The following is a 15,547-nucleotide window of genomic DNA, read 5'->3' on the forward strand; positions in this document are numbered from 1 at the left end:
GTGAAAATCCAATATAATTGGTCATGTATTCATCGAAACTGCCAGTTACATCAGGATAAGCAGCCCATTCAGATTGAAGACCACTACTCGCAACTCTTAGGTGTTCAATCTGAATGGAATATGAGTGATGTCGATCTTGATATCGCCGGTGAGTAGGTAGAAGTGAAATTGGATACAGTGGAAGGCTTTTTGCAGTGATGTTGGCCACTGTTTGCCCGGTGCGACCATTGTCCTCGACCGCTTTCATATTCGCCTGCACCTCAACAAGGCAGTTGATCAAGCGAGCAGGGGGATTTACTGAAAAAAGGTGACAAGCGTTTATCTAGAAGTAAATATTTTTTGTTGACCAACTCCGAGTAGTGTAAGCGAAAAATTGACGGAAAAAAATTATGCATTTAAAGGACCCTGTCCTGGAAGTAGCGCGCACCTGTTTGATCATAGACCTATTTCGCAATTTTTGGCAATGTATGAGCAGAATTACAACCGAGAGGTTCTTTGAGCGCTGGTAAAGCTGGGCGATACGCAGGGGAATGAATCCGATAAATAAGGTTGCACAAATTCTGAAATGGCACTTGTCCAACCTGCTGACCTACTTTTAGGATCCAATTAGTAACGGTGTTGCGAAGGGGCTGAATTCGAAAATCCAAGGTATAAAATTCAGAGAGAGGAGCTTCTGGTCATTCGAGAGTTTTAGAAATAGCATCCTTTTTTCTATAGAAAGCTGGATATGACAACTCAATTATTCACACAATTCTAAGAATCACCTTAAATAGATAAGGTGTAAAAATTAGGCTAATTGCTATGAGTAGCGGTAAGTAACCTATACCGCCACGTCATCATGCTCTGGACTGAAAGCCGAAGACAAAGTTTAACAATAGAGACATATATTATTCAGCGATTTACTAGAAGCTTATTTGAAAAGAAGGATTTGGTATGTTGGAGAATACTAACCGGCACCGACTATCGCCGAAAAAATTGATCGCCTTTATTGCAATATTGTGTTTTACATCCGTACCGAATGCACAAGAAGCATTGAAAGAGGTAAATTATGCAGTAATACTGCAAAACCAACAGTTTGATTGTCAGTTTACTGATATCATCATTGATAACGATGCAGAGGGATTCCCCTATATGCACGTAAACTTCACTGACGAATTAAAGAGTGTTGGAGTTACTGATAAGAAAAGTTGTGAATTAGACTTCTTTGTCTTGATCTTGCCTACAAAAAACAACATTCGTCTGAAGTCATTGCAGTTTAGTGTCAAAGGAAACTACCTCGTTAAAAGTAGTTCGATTGCTGCAGCTCGGGTCAGGCTTAGATACAACAACAGTTCGCTCAGCCAATCTGAACAACTTATCGTGATAGCTCCAGAGAATGAAATACGAGAAGAATCATTTGACTTGGATGTCACTCTAGCAACCAAACATCCACCAAGCGATAGTCCAGATGAGGACGATTGCGGCAAACCTGTCTCTATTGAGGCTAGTATATATTCAGAGTTTCAATATGCCCCCGACTCACCGGGTTTTATTCAAATAAACGAAGCTTTTGTGGATCACTCAAGAATGACTTTTGAAGAATGCGACCCCACCCCACCTTTACAATCCTGATGTATTAATAGACGGAGACTTATTATGCTTAAAGCCTATATAATGTATGTAACACTTGTAATATCGCTGATCTGTTTTAATTTAGGGGCCGTGAATGCCAGCGTAGCATACGACAATCAATATAACCAAAGGGGTTCAGACCCCTACAATATTGAACTGATTGCCCAGGAGGGCGATTGCGTAAATAGCAATATAGAGATAAAACAAAGAGCTCCGGGCGAAGGTGATTTGATAAGGATTGATTTCACCAATAAAGAAATGCAAGCAGCCATATCCGACGCCGATTATGCTAATGAAAAATATTTTGATGAAAAAAATTGCTACCTCAAATATAAAATTGTCGTTGACGATCAATCTCAGCTTACGAATGCGGGGTTTTCAGCTGCTGGCTCATTTGTAATTACAAAGTATGGATTTTTGCTATCACAGGTAAGGCATGAATTTCCAGATCAGTATTTTTCTGTCAATGATTCAGCAATCTATGAAGGACATGAATTCTCTGATTACCCCTATAGCGATTCGTTCGACAACCAAATGGTTGATATCAAGCAACATCTTGATAACAGTCAATGCGGCGGAGAGTTCACTATCGAAACCAACCTGCGCACCTTTGTCGCAATTACCCATTTTGATCAGGGGCCTAATTTAATTGACTTCGATCAAGCCCAAGGGGTTTATGATTTATGGAATCTTCATGTCGATCCGTGTAATATCAGTGAAGATTAATAGAGGCTGTTTCATAACTTGCAATCGGCTATTCTCGCACACTCATAGAGTAAAAAGACGGGTGGTTGTGAGCCGATTCAAGTCAGAGTTGACCGACGACCAGTGGAAATTTGAACCCTGCATTCCCCAGCTAAAACGTAGGAAGGGAGGCCCAAAGCCCATTGATAGCCGAGCATGTATTGAGGGTGTCTTATGGGTTTTGCGCTTAGGCCGTATATAAACCAGCAAGTAGTCTGTAGTGGTCTACTAAACCCGGACACCAATTTAGGCGGTAAAGTTGCCACCGAAAATAGAGGCGTTCAATGAGTAGACAACGTCGATCCTTTTCTCCTGAATTTAAATTAGATGCTGCTCGTTTGGTAGTAGATCAAGGTTACTCAATAGCTGAATCGGCCCACTCACTGGATGTTGGTACAACGGCCCCGCCGTTGGATGAAGCAGCTAGAGTCAGAGCGTGGGGGTAACGCACCTGTAAATAGTACACTTACCACTGAGCAACAGGAAATTCAGGAGCTTGAAGTCCGTATCAATCGCCTAGAAAGGGAGAAAGAGATACTAAAAAAGGTTACCGCTCTTTTGATGTCCGACGAGATGAATTGTACGCGCTGATAGACCGATTAAGTGAGCATGAGTCCGTAGAACAGGTCTGTAAAGCGTTTGGAATACCTCGATTATGCTACTACGAATACAGGAAACGGAAGGATGTCGTTGATACGCCCAGAATGCAGCTTCGCTCCAAAATCAGTGAGCTCTTTGAGCACAGCCGTAGCTCTGCAGGTAGTCGTACAATCGTAGGTTTACTTTATGAGCAGGGAATTCCAATCGGACGCTTTAAAGCCCGAAGGCTAATGTATGAGGCCGGCTTGGTTTGTAAGTAACCTGGCCCATAGATATAAGAAAGCAACAGTCGAGCATTTAGATATACCGAATAAATTTGATCGTCGATTTAATGTAGAAAAACCCAATCAAGTTTGGTGTGGTGATATCACCTATATCTGGGCTGGTTCGAGCTGGTGTTACCTGGCTACCATTCTGCTTTTCACCGGTATTGCCATGAAAAGCCAATCACACTGGTGTAGTGGCTATAGCACTCTCGGCAGCTATTAAGCGGCGCATTGACTTGCTTCCGCTAATCAAGCATCTGGAGATGCTGTGATATTCCAGTGAGTCCAAATCAACACAGCCTACAATCCGGAATAATCACCCATTTATTTCAAGTGTAAAGTCCTTTTCCAGCGCATTTCTATCCCAGGCAGCACTGTTAGCTGCTGCCTCATAGGTACTTTGTAGAAATTCAAGCAACAACTCATCTGGCGATTCAGCCCTTCTTACCTCATCATAAGGAAGTATGAACTCTCCCAATTTCTCAGAGTAGAAAGCTGAGGAGGGTTTAATTTTTTGACTAGAAAAGTTTTCTGCTGAGGGGTAGCAATAAGAATAAAAAGATGCACTTTCAACACCACCTCCCCCGGGCCAAAAACCTGCACTACTCACCTCATGGGAGTAGGCCTCACGAGCAACCCAGTCGGGGAAATGAGGAACTCCACCCGGATGTGGCGGAGCTTCCCTTCCTGAGAAGCGGGTTACCGCCATATCAAAACTCCCCCAGAAAAAATGAACAGGGCTGCACTTACCAATAAACCGAGATCGGAATTCCTTAAACACTCGATCCATCTGTACCAGGGCCCGCCAGAAGCGAGTGGCATATTCCCGGTCATAATGGCAGTGCTTTTCATCCCCTTCAAAGGGGACTCCATCAGTGACTTCACTAGGGGTGGTAAAAATTGCTACTGGAAGTCCAAGGTCTTTCATTGAGTGCATTATCTTTCGATAAAAAGCAGCAACAGATTGCGGTTTCAAAGGTATAGAGCGGCTATTACCGTCTGAGACTACAATCAATAATTGATGGTCGACGAAGTCAAACTCTATAGTAAAAGCCTTACCATTGTATGGAATCAGCGAAGTATCCAACCCCTTTGCTGTTACATACAGTGGCACATGCCAGGAATGATTGGTCCATGGGGTCTGCACCAAGCGAATTTTTCCTACTATTTGGGTCCACATATGTAAAGTTGATGCCGTTTCTGACCATTGCGCAAATGAAATGTCGGGCCAATCCGTGCTTTTAGAGCGATTGACAGGATTCTTCACGAATTTGTCCTCTTGAAAATCCAAGTTTTATCTTAGTTCTGAAGTTACTTTATAGACCCGGCAGAGAATATTGGCAGAACCAGGCAGATTTCATGGACAATAGATATGCTTGAGTATTGTCACTTCTTACAACGATGCAAATAGAAGGATTGCCATCAAATAAAGTAAGACTACGATAGACGCCCCTATAATCGTCGTTTTTGTCTTTACCTCTTCCCCTCCAGAGAGCCAAAAACTAAATACCCTCGTCACAATCGGCATTGCCACCCAAGTCAGGACTGAAACACTAATAAGACTAGAAACAAAAAGTGACATTGCTGACTTCCAATTTTCCATTAAAGGCAGAATCCAAATTGAGATCAGCATAATAATTGGGTAGAGCGCGAGAATAATGAGCATCGCCATTTTCCATTGGGGAGGCAACGCACTATTTTTTATACCTCTGGCATGGGCAAGCCAATCCTCAAAACCTCTCCCAATTTTTTTATATTGTACGCGCTCTAGAAAAGACTCTGCTTCCTCCATAAGCACTTTGTGGATGGGAGATGACAACCAAAGATTGAGGTTTTCCTCGGAATCAAATCGAATAATAATTACCCAGTCATCCTGTAACCCCTTAATGGGTTTTAGAAGTTCTCTTCCAAGAAATCCTGGATGACTTTCTGCAGCCTCCCCAATCTTCCCAAGCCACTTTTTATAGCCCCGAATACGGTCAGGTTTAACACGCTCAAAGACCACAATAGTGGCTGGAACAGTCATCTGCTTGGTATTAACAATCACTTGCTGCTGTATTTTTGCTCCAAACTCCTCTTCACAGGCAGACAAGACTGATCGTAAGTCAGCTTTCTTTAAAAAATATTTAACTGTTCCACAGCCTCGAACTGAAATAGTTGGACCCACTCTTCTTGAACACCTACGATAGGCTCAATCAGGCTTGCTTCAATAAGCCCATCACAATGAAGAGCTATATCAGAAAACTTTTCATGCCATAGGCAGTAGTCACAGTTTCTGCAGGCAGGAACCTTTTGGGACAGGATTACGCTGGCATTCGATTTAAAGTTGGCCACCAACCAGTTACCAAGATATTCAAGGAAATATGGGGTAAATCACAACTTTCCGGGTACCTGTCGTCTAATCAGGTGTCCATTATTCAACAATCGATAAACTTATTCAGCTCAAGGAATTGTGACGCAAGGATAAGGGTAAGCAAAATGGGCAATATTGCCAAGGCTAAAGAGCCATGCGATAAGAGTCCTCTAACGGCCAAGAAGTCTTAAATGAATACAGCCAGACGTCTTACATTCATCATAAAGCTGTTCTAGATAAGTATGTCTCTTAAGCAAAAAATCATCTCGTAAATAAACGCCACAAGAACTCTGTGGCGTTTGTGATCTGCAGACTCACGCTGGTCTTTTATTAGAATTTAATTGGGTAGATTCTCCCCCACTAAGAGCACCTTACCATTGCGTTCTCCCGCCGCCGCAACTCTTACGGCCTCTTTGATATCCTTGACTGGATAGGTCTCATGAACAGGAGCGGATAATTTTCCTTCTGCCACTAGCCCAGTAATAGTTCCAAACACTTCTTTCTGTCGCTCCGGAGAGGCGGTAGCAAACCACTTGGCCAGCCAGAAGCCCCGTACGGTGATATCTTTGAATATAATAATGCCTGGAGCCAGCAGGCAAGGCTCACCACTGAGAGCACCATAGTTCACCAACGTAGCACCTTCACAAAGCGCCTCACCCAGGCGGGCGGTCGCCATCCCGCCAACAGCATCAATTCCCAACCGGATCTTAGCCCCATCGGTGGCAGCTTCCACTCTTTGCGCAAGACTCTTTCCATCAACCTCGCCGTCTACCAATACCACATCTGCGCCCGCAGCAAGTAATGGCTCCACCAGGGAGGCCCGGCGTACAACATTCACTACTTTAAGACCCCGGAGCTTCGCCAATGAGGTGAGATAAGACCCTACACCAGAATTGGCGGCGTTCTGGATCACCCAGTCCCCTTCTTTGAGGTCAACAAACTCGCTCAACAAAAGATAAGCAGTAGGTGGGTTGATGGTGATCATGGATAGCTGCACAGGATCTACATCATTGGGCAGCGGGATTAGTCCTTTGGCATCTGCAACCATATGCGTAGCCCAGGTACCACTTCCCACCGGCAGAAGAACAGTCTGGCCAATTGCAGGGCCACTCACATTAGGTCCTTGCTTAATCACTTTCGCAATACCCTCGTTGCCGCCAATAGCCGGTAACGGCGGCAGCATGCCATATTGCCCAGTTAAAGTGAGGACATCAGAGGGGTTGATTGGCGCAGCCAGCATTTCCAACAGAACCTGGCCATCCTCTAATTCGGGCACATCAAATGAAACAGCTTCAATTACATCCTGTGGCACTGGGCCACGTTCACGATATTCCGCTTTCAGCATGTCGCCGTATCCTTTTTTTACTGATATTTTCTCTGGTGGTTCAGGGTGATGGCTATCACCAAGCCTGTTGGCAGTCTACTTACTAATGCCAATTGTTCAAGGATATCGAGACTGTGAATAAGAGAAAGCTAGAGCTACTCTACATAATTGGAATCCCAGAGAGTGCATAAACATTGTTCACATTAAAAAGGTTAATATTTACCTATCAACTCCATACCTCTAAATTCTTGCCGAAATGTAAAACGAGAACTTATTGAACAGAGAATTAGCCTCACAATTTTCAATAGGTGGGATAAAATAATGATTCATTGGGACATACTGACTCAGTAAAAGTACTGCTAAAGCCCATCCCACCTTAAATTTCAGCAATAGTGGACACGATATCCAATCTGCTGTTATCGAACAGGTTACCAAGAAATCCTTTGTAGAATATTTGAACGAAAATATCTTTGGACCTCTGCAAATGGATCACACTCAGGTAACTAACCTTTTATCCAGGCCCCACCCTCAAGGCTACTAGGCTTTGATGGCTCAGATCTAATTGATCTGATTTATTAGGATGTTGCCAGTCTAGCGGGCACCAGTGCGGTACAAACTTAAACAAACCCACTAAAAGTGCGATGATATTGCCAATAGCACAGAAATAAAGAGTGCTAGCAGTCCATTCGCTATCCTGTCATTGAAAAAATAAATGACAAATGTCGTAAGGATTGAGTGACACCGGTGACTTACTTATGCGAAGCTAGCAACCAATACTCCTTGTAATTTATCTTTACAGCAGCACAGGATAGGTGCTCTTAGGAGGATTACGTTGATCAAAAAAACCGCTTTAACAGTGGGCACACTGTTATTACTTTTAGGCCTCTCCTGCGTCGTTTGGGTCATTACTGTTCCCCCGCTTCCCGAAGCTATAGAACAACGCCTGCAACGAACCCTAAACCAACCACTGCCCCATCTGGCGTCAGACGACAGCGGCTTCGTACGCTCCGGGGACATCAATATCTGGTATCAACTCAAAGCCCCTGCGGAACAACCTGTCCGTGGGACTGTTCTATTAATCAATGGACTGGGCTCCTCTTCATTATATTGGCCACCCAAAGTCTATGAACCCCTGCTCGCCGCGGGCTACCAAGTGTTACTCACAGACAACCGTGGTTGCGGTGCTTCCAGCCGCGTTCATAACTGGAGTAAAGAGGCCGCTTATGATCTCAGCGACATGATGCAGGATAATATTGAGGTTATGAATACCCTGGGAATTCAGCAGGCCCATGTGATGGGGGCCTCTATGGGCGGAATGATTGCCCAGGAAATGGCTCTGCAACACCCTGCCCGTCTGAAAAGCCTCAGTTCAATTATGTCTTCAGGCTACGTAAATGATCCCGAACTCCCCGTGGAGCACGCATTTAAATACAGTGTGCTTCGGTTATTCCTGCGCTACGGGCTAAGTGGCTCAGAGGAAGGCATGGTTAGGCTTATGGCCAGCACCTATCACTTTCTCCAGGGACAGGGAGGCTTTGACGTGGAGCATATCACTCGCACCACCCTTTACGAGTTACGTCACAGGAAGGGATTTGACCCCCAACTACCCACTCAACAGGCCACTGCTATCTCTCTCTCGGGTTCGCGATTGCAGCGTCTTGAAAAACTGGAAGTCCCTACACTTGTTATCCATGGCGATAAAGATCCACTCTTGGATATCGCTCATGCCAAAAAATATGCTGCGCGTATTCCAAATGTAAAAACGCTGTGGGTGGATGGTATGGGGCATGCCATGGCGCCGGTATATGTGGAGACATGGATGGAGGAGGTTCTAGAATTCCTGGACACCAACAATTGATGCAAAGGAAAGCAAAGTTACAGCTGTTTCTTCAATTATGAATGGACCGAATTCGCTGTTTCAATTCGTGAAGTACCGTACAGAAATAGATTAGCTCCCTTAATAGCAGCCTTAATAGCAGCCTTAGGTCTGAATACAATATAGGATTCTACCAGATTACCCGCAACCGACCTGGCTGTAACGGCCCCAGCACTTTAAGTCCTGATCCATCAGGGTAACCGGCTTACCATCTTTTCCAGCCAAATCCACTGTCACAGGCTCCCCCATCCTTTCACCAATTACAATGGACCACTGTGTATTTGGCCTTTCACTCCAGTCGATCAGAAAAACCAAAGTAGGAACCAGCGCAAAGCATTTCTGGGTTGCGTTATAGAGCAGGTGGTGCGCACCGGGTTTGATTGGGATCTTAACCAGAATGTCAGCTTCTTCCAGGGTATTTCATCTTTGGGTAAGAATATTTCTGGAACCTTGCAGGGTCTCTTGCAATGAATCAAACCGATTTACTCCTCTTAATGCATCACAAACAATAAGCAGGCTCCAGCGATCCCCAATTACAGAAAGCGCCTCTTCAATCACGCATTGAAAAGCGGATTTCTTCTCTCTCGTAACAGTCCTGTGATAACCCAGGGCGCCATAGCCTCAGAGGAAGTTTCACTACAAAACTTTCCTGTGTCTCCCCGATTGGTCCATATAAAACCAAAAAATTATTGTGATATACCTTCCACTTTCAATAAGTTTAGTTGTATTTTGGAACTTATAACCATTAAATTAGTTCCAAAATGCAACCTATGAGACAGATGATGCGATCCAAACCCACTGTTTTGTGCTCTTCCACAGAGGGGTCTTTACATGACCTCAAAAAAATACGCAGAAGCAAATCATATATCGAATTTACCAAGGCCTTTTAATTAAGCCTGTAACGCCAAGGGTGGTATGGATGGATATTCCTGTGAAAATTTTGACCAAAATATTTTCGATTTCACTCAACATAAAGAAGATCACTCCCCTTTTACTAGCTTGTATGCTTCTTGCTGCCTGTGGGGGTGGAGGTGGTGAGCCCACTCCTGATTTAGACAACCCTACTAACCCAGAACCACAGCCGGAACCACAGCCAGAACCGGAACCAGAACCGGAACCAGAACCGGAACCAGAACCAGAACCAGAACCAGAACCAGAACCAGAACCAGAACCGGAACCGGAACCAGAACCAGAACCGGAGCCAGACCCGAGAGACGATAACTATATTCATGAGTTATCGCAGTTAGAAAAACAGGCTTTACTGGATGCACATAATGACTACCGCTCTAAGTGTGCCAGTGGAGAAGGTAGCGGAATGAACGGACCAGAATCAGCCTCAGACATGATCAAAGTTTTTTGGGACCCTGCGCTTGAAGAAATGGCCAAACAACGAGCGCTCAGTTGTTACAATGGTCATTACGGGGGGCCTCAAGGTATTCGAGATGCCTATGATTCGGTTAGACATTTAACCTCCTACAATAGTGAGAGTTTGGCAGGTGGAAAATATGCCACAGAAAATATTGCTCTCTTTACACACAACCCTCCTGCTTCCAACTACGACATTTCAACCTGGAAAGGTGCAGTGTTTGATTGGTATCACGAAAATACTAGTTATGATTGGGAAACCAATGCTTGTTATGGTGAACATTGTGGTCATTGGGCTCAAGTTTGTAATAATGAAACTCGATATATCGGTTGCGCTGTCGCCAACTGCAATACCGGAATAGCTGGTACTGGGAACCCAAACTATGAAGATGGCGCCATACAGGTTGTGTGTACATACTGGCCAGAAAGGGATGCATCTAAAAAACCATTTAATGAGGACCCAATTGGATTATGCGGAAAATGTAGGGCAAATTTTGATACCAACCAATGCCATGAAAATTTGTGTGTTGGGGGCAAGAGCAGTGAATTTTTGTCAAGCGGCCAAATTCAAGATGAACCTGATCAATGCCACGATGGATTAGGTCGATATGAAAAGCTTTGTAATAAAAGTGATGACATTACCCCGCCTTCTGATGTAACAGGCATCACTTATGAAATTTTGAACGGCGCTGTACACCTTAAATGGGAGAACTCACAGGATGATTATGGAATCGGCCATTATGCAATATATAGGCAGCTTCCAAATTTAAATGGTTACGAAGGTCGAACCTGGAAACCCGAGTTTATAGATGAAAATATCCCCGAAGGTATTTCTGAAATTGATTACTATATCAAAGCCATTGATCTAGCAGAGAATAGTTCTGACTTTTCAGTTATTAAGGTTTTCTTAGACTAGGATACCTTAAATGTAGTAGTTCATACCTGAGCTGACAGTTACCGGTTTTTCAAAAGATGTTCTGTCAGGCCAAGCCTGGACTACTACGACTCATATCCCATAATAGTCAGTACCTCCTTTGGCCCGAAAAGTGCCTCGTATTAAACAGAGTAAGCGTTTCGTATCGCTACCTTGTATCGAAGTTCCGTATAATCGGGGCTTACTTAAGCCCCTAATCCAGTTGCAGGATCGACTGTTTACTCGTTACCATCTGCCATCACTAGCGTGAGCTCATTCAGCAAGCACGTTCCAATTTACAATTTCCGGACATTACTCTCGGGAAAATGAAGTAGCCTTATCGATGGTTAGTTATACCCTGATAAAACATACCCATGTTTTTGCCGCAGTTCTGAGTATCACTCTCTTTCTACTACGTACCAGCCTGGATCTCAGCAGAAATACTGCATGGCGGCAAACTCCATTGCGCTGGATACCCCATGTGAATGACACTGTTCTGCTAAGTGCAGCTATCGCGCTGGTAGTTATCGGCAGCTGGAATCCGGCCATTTACCATTGGCTTGCAGTGAAAATAGCCTTGGTATTTGGTTATATAATCGCCGGTTTTTTTGCTTTAAAGCAGTCTTCTACGCAGCGTACCCGTATTATTGCGATTGTTCTGGCAGTAGTGCAGGCCGCTTTAATTTTCTATTTGGCAATAAACAAGCCTTCCCTCTAAATAATCTTTCCTGCCGGGTACACGTCTCCCGGCAGATAGCAATCTTGTAACCCCATGCTATGCAGTAGAAGCAGTGGCAATTATCAACCAGTTCAATCAGGTTACCCGCAACCGACCTGGCGAGAACAGCCCCTAGTACGTTAAGTCCAAGTCCAACAGGGAAACCGGCTCACCATCATTTCCAACCAAATCCACTGTCACAGGCTCCCCAGTCCTTTTATCAATGACACGGGCCCACCGTGTATTTGGCTTTTCAGACCAGCGGGCACTCCAGTCGATCAGAGAAACCAAAGTAGGAACCAGCGCAAAGCACTTCGGGGTTGCGTTATAGAGCATGCGGCGCGCTCCGGGTTTGATTGGGATCTTAACCAGAATGCCAGCTTCTTCCAGGGTATTTAATCTTTGGGTAAGAATATTTCTGGAAATTTGCAGGCTCTCCTGCAGTGAGTCAAACCGGTTCACCCCTCTCAGTACGTCGCGAACAATAAGCAGACTCCAGCGATCCCCAATTACAGAAAGCGCCTCTTCGATCGCACATTGAACAGCGGGTTTCTTCTCTCTCATAACAGTCCTGTAGTAGCCCAGGGCGCCATAGTCTCATAGGAAGTTTCATTACAAAACTCTCCCGAACCTCTCAATAGGCTCAGATATAACTAAAAGTTATTGCTTGATACGCTTTCACTATTAACAATTTAGTTGCATTTTAGAACTTATTGGCGCTTAATAAGTTCCATAATGCAACCTAATGGACAGATAATGCGATTCAAACCTATTGTTTTGTGCTCTTTTATCGAGGGGACCTTAACTAACCACGAAAAACAGAAGCTGGAGTTCACCATTAATCTGGCTTATCAGGATCATATGAACCCACGTGTAGCACCCAGGGTTGTATGGATGGAAGTGCCAGTTAATCAGGCATTTATGGAGGGTAAGCAATCGTCAGCGGCCACCTTTATGGCCCCCCTACCCGATGGAACTACCAATACTTTACGGCACTCATTTTTATACAGGCTGCTTGACCAGTGGTGTTCAGTAACAGGAAGAGATACATACGAGGTCGTCATTACAGCCCCGGACCATTCGCTCAGCAAAGAATTCCTAAGCACAAATCGCAAGCGCATGTCTCCGCTAAGGCAAATAGCATTTATTGGCAAGACACTAATACGCTTAGTGAAATCCAAAAGCGCCTCGGGGCAATTCAAAACACACATCAACTTATAGGAGATAAAAATGCCCCTATACACAATTTCCACTAAACGGCCACTATTGGACTCTGATCAACAGGCATTGGTATCCGCAATTACCGAAGCACACTGCTCCATTACCGGCGCACCTGCACAATTCGTACAAGTTGTATTCAGCCGAGGCGTTCACCTGCGCTCAAGAAACATTGTCCATATCCTGGGTTCCATTCGCTCAGGCCGTAGCGATAAAATCAAGTCAGAGTTGGCCAGTGCCTTTGTTAACTCAGCTTCCCAGATTTTGTGCTGCCCCCGCTCTCGCTGCTCGGTAGACCTTGTTGATGTTCCCGCAAGCTGGGTTATCGAGGGAGGCGCTGTGATGCCGGAGCCCGGGCAAGAGCAAGAGTGGCTTGCCCGACAACTGGGCTAGGCCTGAGCTGACTTTCACACACCCTAGAATAATGAATAACACAATGCTGCCAGGCGCTAGCCCGCAGACAGGGAGTCATACTATGTCCACCTCAACCTTGAAAGACATCGAGGCTCTGGAAGCCTACCTTGGAACAGACAAGCAACCAGAAGGCTATGATTTTACTCACCTTAAAGAGATCTCGGAAAAGTTTACTGGCAACACCTTTGATGCATTAATGGCATCCTGTGAACGCTACTCTCAGCAAACTGCAGTTTCTTTCTTTCTCACTGGGCATGATTATGAAAAACCGGTAAAAATCAGCTATCAAATGCTGGCCGAGCGCATCATTCAAACAGCTAACTTATTTAGAAGTATTGGTATTGAAGAAACCGATACCGTAGCCTACATACTGCCAAACCTGCCCGAAACACACTATGTTTTATGGGGGGCAGAAGCATCAGCCAGAGTATTGGCAATCAATCCCTTGCTGGAAGCCAAACAGATAAAAGAGCTGTTGCAGCATAGCCAAGCAAAAGCAATTGTCACCCTGAGCCCTTTCCCCGGCACCGATCTTTTCGAAAAAATTGAGAGTATCTTGACCGACCTGCCGGGAGTTAAAAGCATTCTCCATGTAGATCCCGCCTATCACGCCCGCGGGTTTAAAAGTTTTGCAGCTAAAATCATACAATATCAATACCGCAGACAATTGAAGTCGCTGGAGGGAAAACAACGAATACAATTTCAAGCGGCCATAAAAAAACAGAATTCCAACCGTTTGAATTTCAAACGCAGCATTAATAGTGATGATATTGCCTCCCTTTTTTGTACCGGAGGTACAACAGGCTTACCCAAAATTGCAACACATACCCACGGTAATGAATTAGCCAACGCGAAAAGTATTAGCCTCGTCGCAGGCGATATTATGAATCCAGGAAAGGTGATTCTTTGCGGACTGCCGTTGTTTCATGTAAATGCAGCAATAGTGACTGGACTTGCAGCCTTTATCAATGGCTGTGAAGTTGTATTAATGACTCCCCAAGGCTACAGGGGAGAAGGTGTGTTTACCAATTTTTGGAGGATCATCGAGCTATATCGAGTGAACAGTTTTAGCGCTGTACCTACAGTTTATTCCACCCTACTCCAACAGCCAGTAAACCAATGCGATATATCCTCCCTGCAGATGGCCCTGTGCGGTGCAGCCCCTATGCCCGTAGAAGTATTTAATGCTTTTGAGCGAATAACTGGTGTACAGATTGTCGAGGGGTATGGCTTAACGGAGGGCACCTGTGCCAGCAGCATTACTCCCCCATATGGAACCAAAAAGGTGGGTTCTATAGGGCTACGTTTACCGCAGCAAATGATGCAAAGTGCGCAGCTGGATGAACAAGGGAATTTCACCCGTTATAGCCGGACAAATGAAATCGGGAGCCTGATTATTTACGGTGACAATGTATTTAATGGGTATCTCAATCCTGAGCACAACAGGGGGATTTGGGTCCACGATGACCAGGGGCGCCGCTGGTTAAATACCGGAGACCTGGGCAGGCAGGATGAAGATGGGTACTTTTGGCTCACCGGCCGCAAGAAGGAATTAATTGTGCGCGGCGGGCATAATATTGAACCCAAGCTGATCGAAGAAATCTTTTGTCAGCACCCATCTGTTGCCATGGTGGCAGCGGTAGGTACTCCTGATGCTTATGCGGGAGAAATCCCCGTCGCCTATGTCATGTTATCGGATGATGCCGCCGATTCTCTCACAACCCAAGAGAATGAGATTGTAATGAATTCCTCTGCCCAAACCCTACTGGAAGAAATTACCAGTTACGCCAGGGAGAACATTACTGAACGCGCAGCTATTCCAAAGAAAATTGTACTGCGCACAGTGCTCCCCACTACAGCAGTTGGCAAAATATTCAAACCTGCACTAGAGATGGAAGAAATCCGCTTATGTGTTGAGGGTATTATCAGGCAGCTCAACCAGGATACAGATATTGCCACTGCTGATACTGAGGTAAAAGTAGAGCAGGATAAAACACTTGGAACTATTGCCAGGGTCTCCACTCAGGGAAATTCAAATCTCCAGAACCATCTCTCTGAACAGCTCGCTCCATATACATTTAAATACGAAATCGTCTAACACCCCATGAAACGAAGGGACTTTCAATAGGTAAGCGGTACATGAAC

The 15,547-nt window shown here is 44.8% G+C and carries 15 protein-coding genes and 2 pseudogenes; 12 read left to right on the top strand and 5 right to left on the bottom strand.

Translation table 11 applies throughout. The annotated features are described in order from the left end of the window. From P3339_RS13680 to P3339_RS13695, 5 genes and pseudogenes are all read left to right on the top strand, one after another. The gene (locus P3339_RS13680; RefSeq protein WP_157533701.1) at nt 1–156 is read left to right on the top strand and encodes a hypothetical protein; all 156 of its coding nucleotides are present in this window, start codon (nt 1–3) and stop codon (nt 154–156) included. 16 nt (nt 157–172) lie between these two features. Next, entirely contained in the window at nt 173–301 is a 129-nt protein-coding gene (locus tag P3339_RS23525; RefSeq protein WP_083922827.1) for a transposase, read from the top strand. Nucleotides 302–933: 632 nt separating this feature from the next. Beyond that, nucleotides 934–1,611 carry a hypothetical protein gene (locus P3339_RS13685; protein ID WP_282950839.1) on the top strand — a complete coding sequence of 226 codons (678 nt, stop codon included), beginning with the start codon at nt 934–936 and terminating at the stop codon, nt 1,609–1,611. Between the two features lie 24 nt (nt 1,612–1,635). Continuing rightward, a complete protein-coding gene (locus P3339_RS13690) occupies nt 1,636–2,337 on the top strand; it encodes a hypothetical protein (RefSeq protein WP_282950840.1) in 702 nt (233 codons plus the stop codon). Nucleotides 2,338–2,639: 302 nt separating this feature from the next. Then, nucleotides 2,640–3,372: pseudogene (locus P3339_RS13695) on the top strand (IS3 family transposase); the annotation flags it as partial. A 165-nt stretch (nt 3,373–3,537) separates the two neighbouring features. Here P3339_RS13695 and P3339_RS13700 read toward each other — a convergent pair. From P3339_RS13700 to P3339_RS13710, 3 genes are all read right to left on the bottom strand, one after another. Then, nucleotides 3,538–4,488: a DUF5996 family protein gene (locus P3339_RS13700; RefSeq protein ID WP_282950841.1), complete on the bottom strand. Its 951-nt coding sequence runs from the start codon at nt 4,486–4,488 to the stop codon at nt 3,538–3,540. Between the two features lie 126 nt (nt 4,489–4,614). Next, a complete protein-coding gene (locus P3339_RS13705) occupies nt 4,615–5,388 on the bottom strand; it encodes an antibiotic biosynthesis monooxygenase (RefSeq protein ID WP_282950842.1) in 774 nt (257 codons plus the stop codon). Nucleotides 5,389–5,911: 523 nt separating this feature from the next. Continuing rightward, a complete protein-coding gene (locus P3339_RS13710) occupies nt 5,912–6,919 on the bottom strand; it encodes a zinc-dependent alcohol dehydrogenase family protein (RefSeq protein WP_282950843.1) in 1,008 nt (335 codons plus the stop codon). Between the two features lie 373 nt (nt 6,920–7,292). Between P3339_RS13710 and P3339_RS23530 the strand changes: the two are divergent. Then, a pseudogene (locus P3339_RS23530) lies at nt 7,293–7,439 on the top strand (hypothetical protein); the annotation flags it as partial. 291 nt (nt 7,440–7,730) lie between these two features. Continuing rightward, the gene (locus P3339_RS13715; protein ID WP_282950844.1) at nt 7,731–8,756 is read left to right on the top strand and encodes an alpha/beta fold hydrolase; all 1,026 of its coding nucleotides are present in this window, start codon (nt 7,731–7,733) and stop codon (nt 8,754–8,756) included. Nucleotides 8,757–9,194: 438 nt separating this feature from the next. Here P3339_RS13715 and P3339_RS23535 read toward each other — a convergent pair whose 3' ends face one another. Continuing rightward, the gene (locus tag P3339_RS23535) at nt 9,195–9,332 is read right to left on the bottom strand and encodes a winged helix-turn-helix transcriptional regulator (protein ID WP_169337142.1); all 138 of its coding nucleotides are present in this window, start codon (nt 9,330–9,332) and stop codon (nt 9,195–9,197) included. Nucleotides 9,333–9,693: 361 nt separating this feature from the next. Here P3339_RS23535 and P3339_RS13720 point away from each other — a divergent pair, with 361 nt between their 5' ends. Together P3339_RS13720 and P3339_RS13725 are read left to right on the top strand one after the other, a co-directional pair. Next, the gene (locus P3339_RS13720) at nt 9,694–11,055 is read left to right on the top strand and encodes a CAP domain-containing protein (protein WP_282950845.1); all 1,362 of its coding nucleotides are present in this window, start codon (nt 9,694–9,696) and stop codon (nt 11,053–11,055) included. Nucleotides 11,056–11,395: 340 nt separating this feature from the next. Next, a complete protein-coding gene (locus P3339_RS13725) occupies nt 11,396–11,770 on the top strand; it encodes a SirB2 family protein (protein ID WP_282950846.1) in 375 nt (124 codons plus the stop codon). A 132-nt stretch (nt 11,771–11,902) separates the two neighbouring features. Here P3339_RS13725 and P3339_RS13730 read toward each other — a convergent pair whose 3' ends face one another. After that, nucleotides 11,903–12,334, bottom strand: coding sequence for a winged helix-turn-helix transcriptional regulator (locus P3339_RS13730; protein ID WP_282950847.1), 432 nt, complete (start codon nt 12,332–12,334; stop codon nt 11,903–11,905). 192 nt (nt 12,335–12,526) lie between these two features. On the opposite strand from P3339_RS13730, the gene P3339_RS13735 reads away from it, so the two are divergent. The 3 genes from P3339_RS13735 (at nt 12,527) to P3339_RS13745 (ending at nt 15,500) form a co-directional block, all read left to right on the top strand. Next, nucleotides 12,527–12,991, top strand: coding sequence for a hypothetical protein (locus P3339_RS13735; protein ID WP_157533698.1), 465 nt, complete (start codon nt 12,527–12,529; stop codon nt 12,989–12,991). Nucleotides 12,992–13,000: 9 nt separating this feature from the next. Beyond that, a complete protein-coding gene (locus P3339_RS13740; protein WP_282950848.1) occupies nt 13,001–13,381 on the top strand; it encodes a hypothetical protein in 381 nt (126 codons plus the stop codon). 82 nt (nt 13,382–13,463) lie between these two features. Beyond that, entirely contained in the window at nt 13,464–15,500 is a 2,037-nt protein-coding gene (locus tag P3339_RS13745; protein ID WP_282950849.1) for an acyl-CoA synthetase, read from the top strand. Nucleotides 15,501–15,547: the final 47 nt, after the last annotated feature.

Source organism: Microbulbifer sp. MLAF003 (assembly GCF_030012965.1).
GTDB classification, from domain to species: domain Bacteria; phylum Pseudomonadota; class Gammaproteobacteria; order Pseudomonadales; family Cellvibrionaceae; genus Microbulbifer; species Microbulbifer variabilis.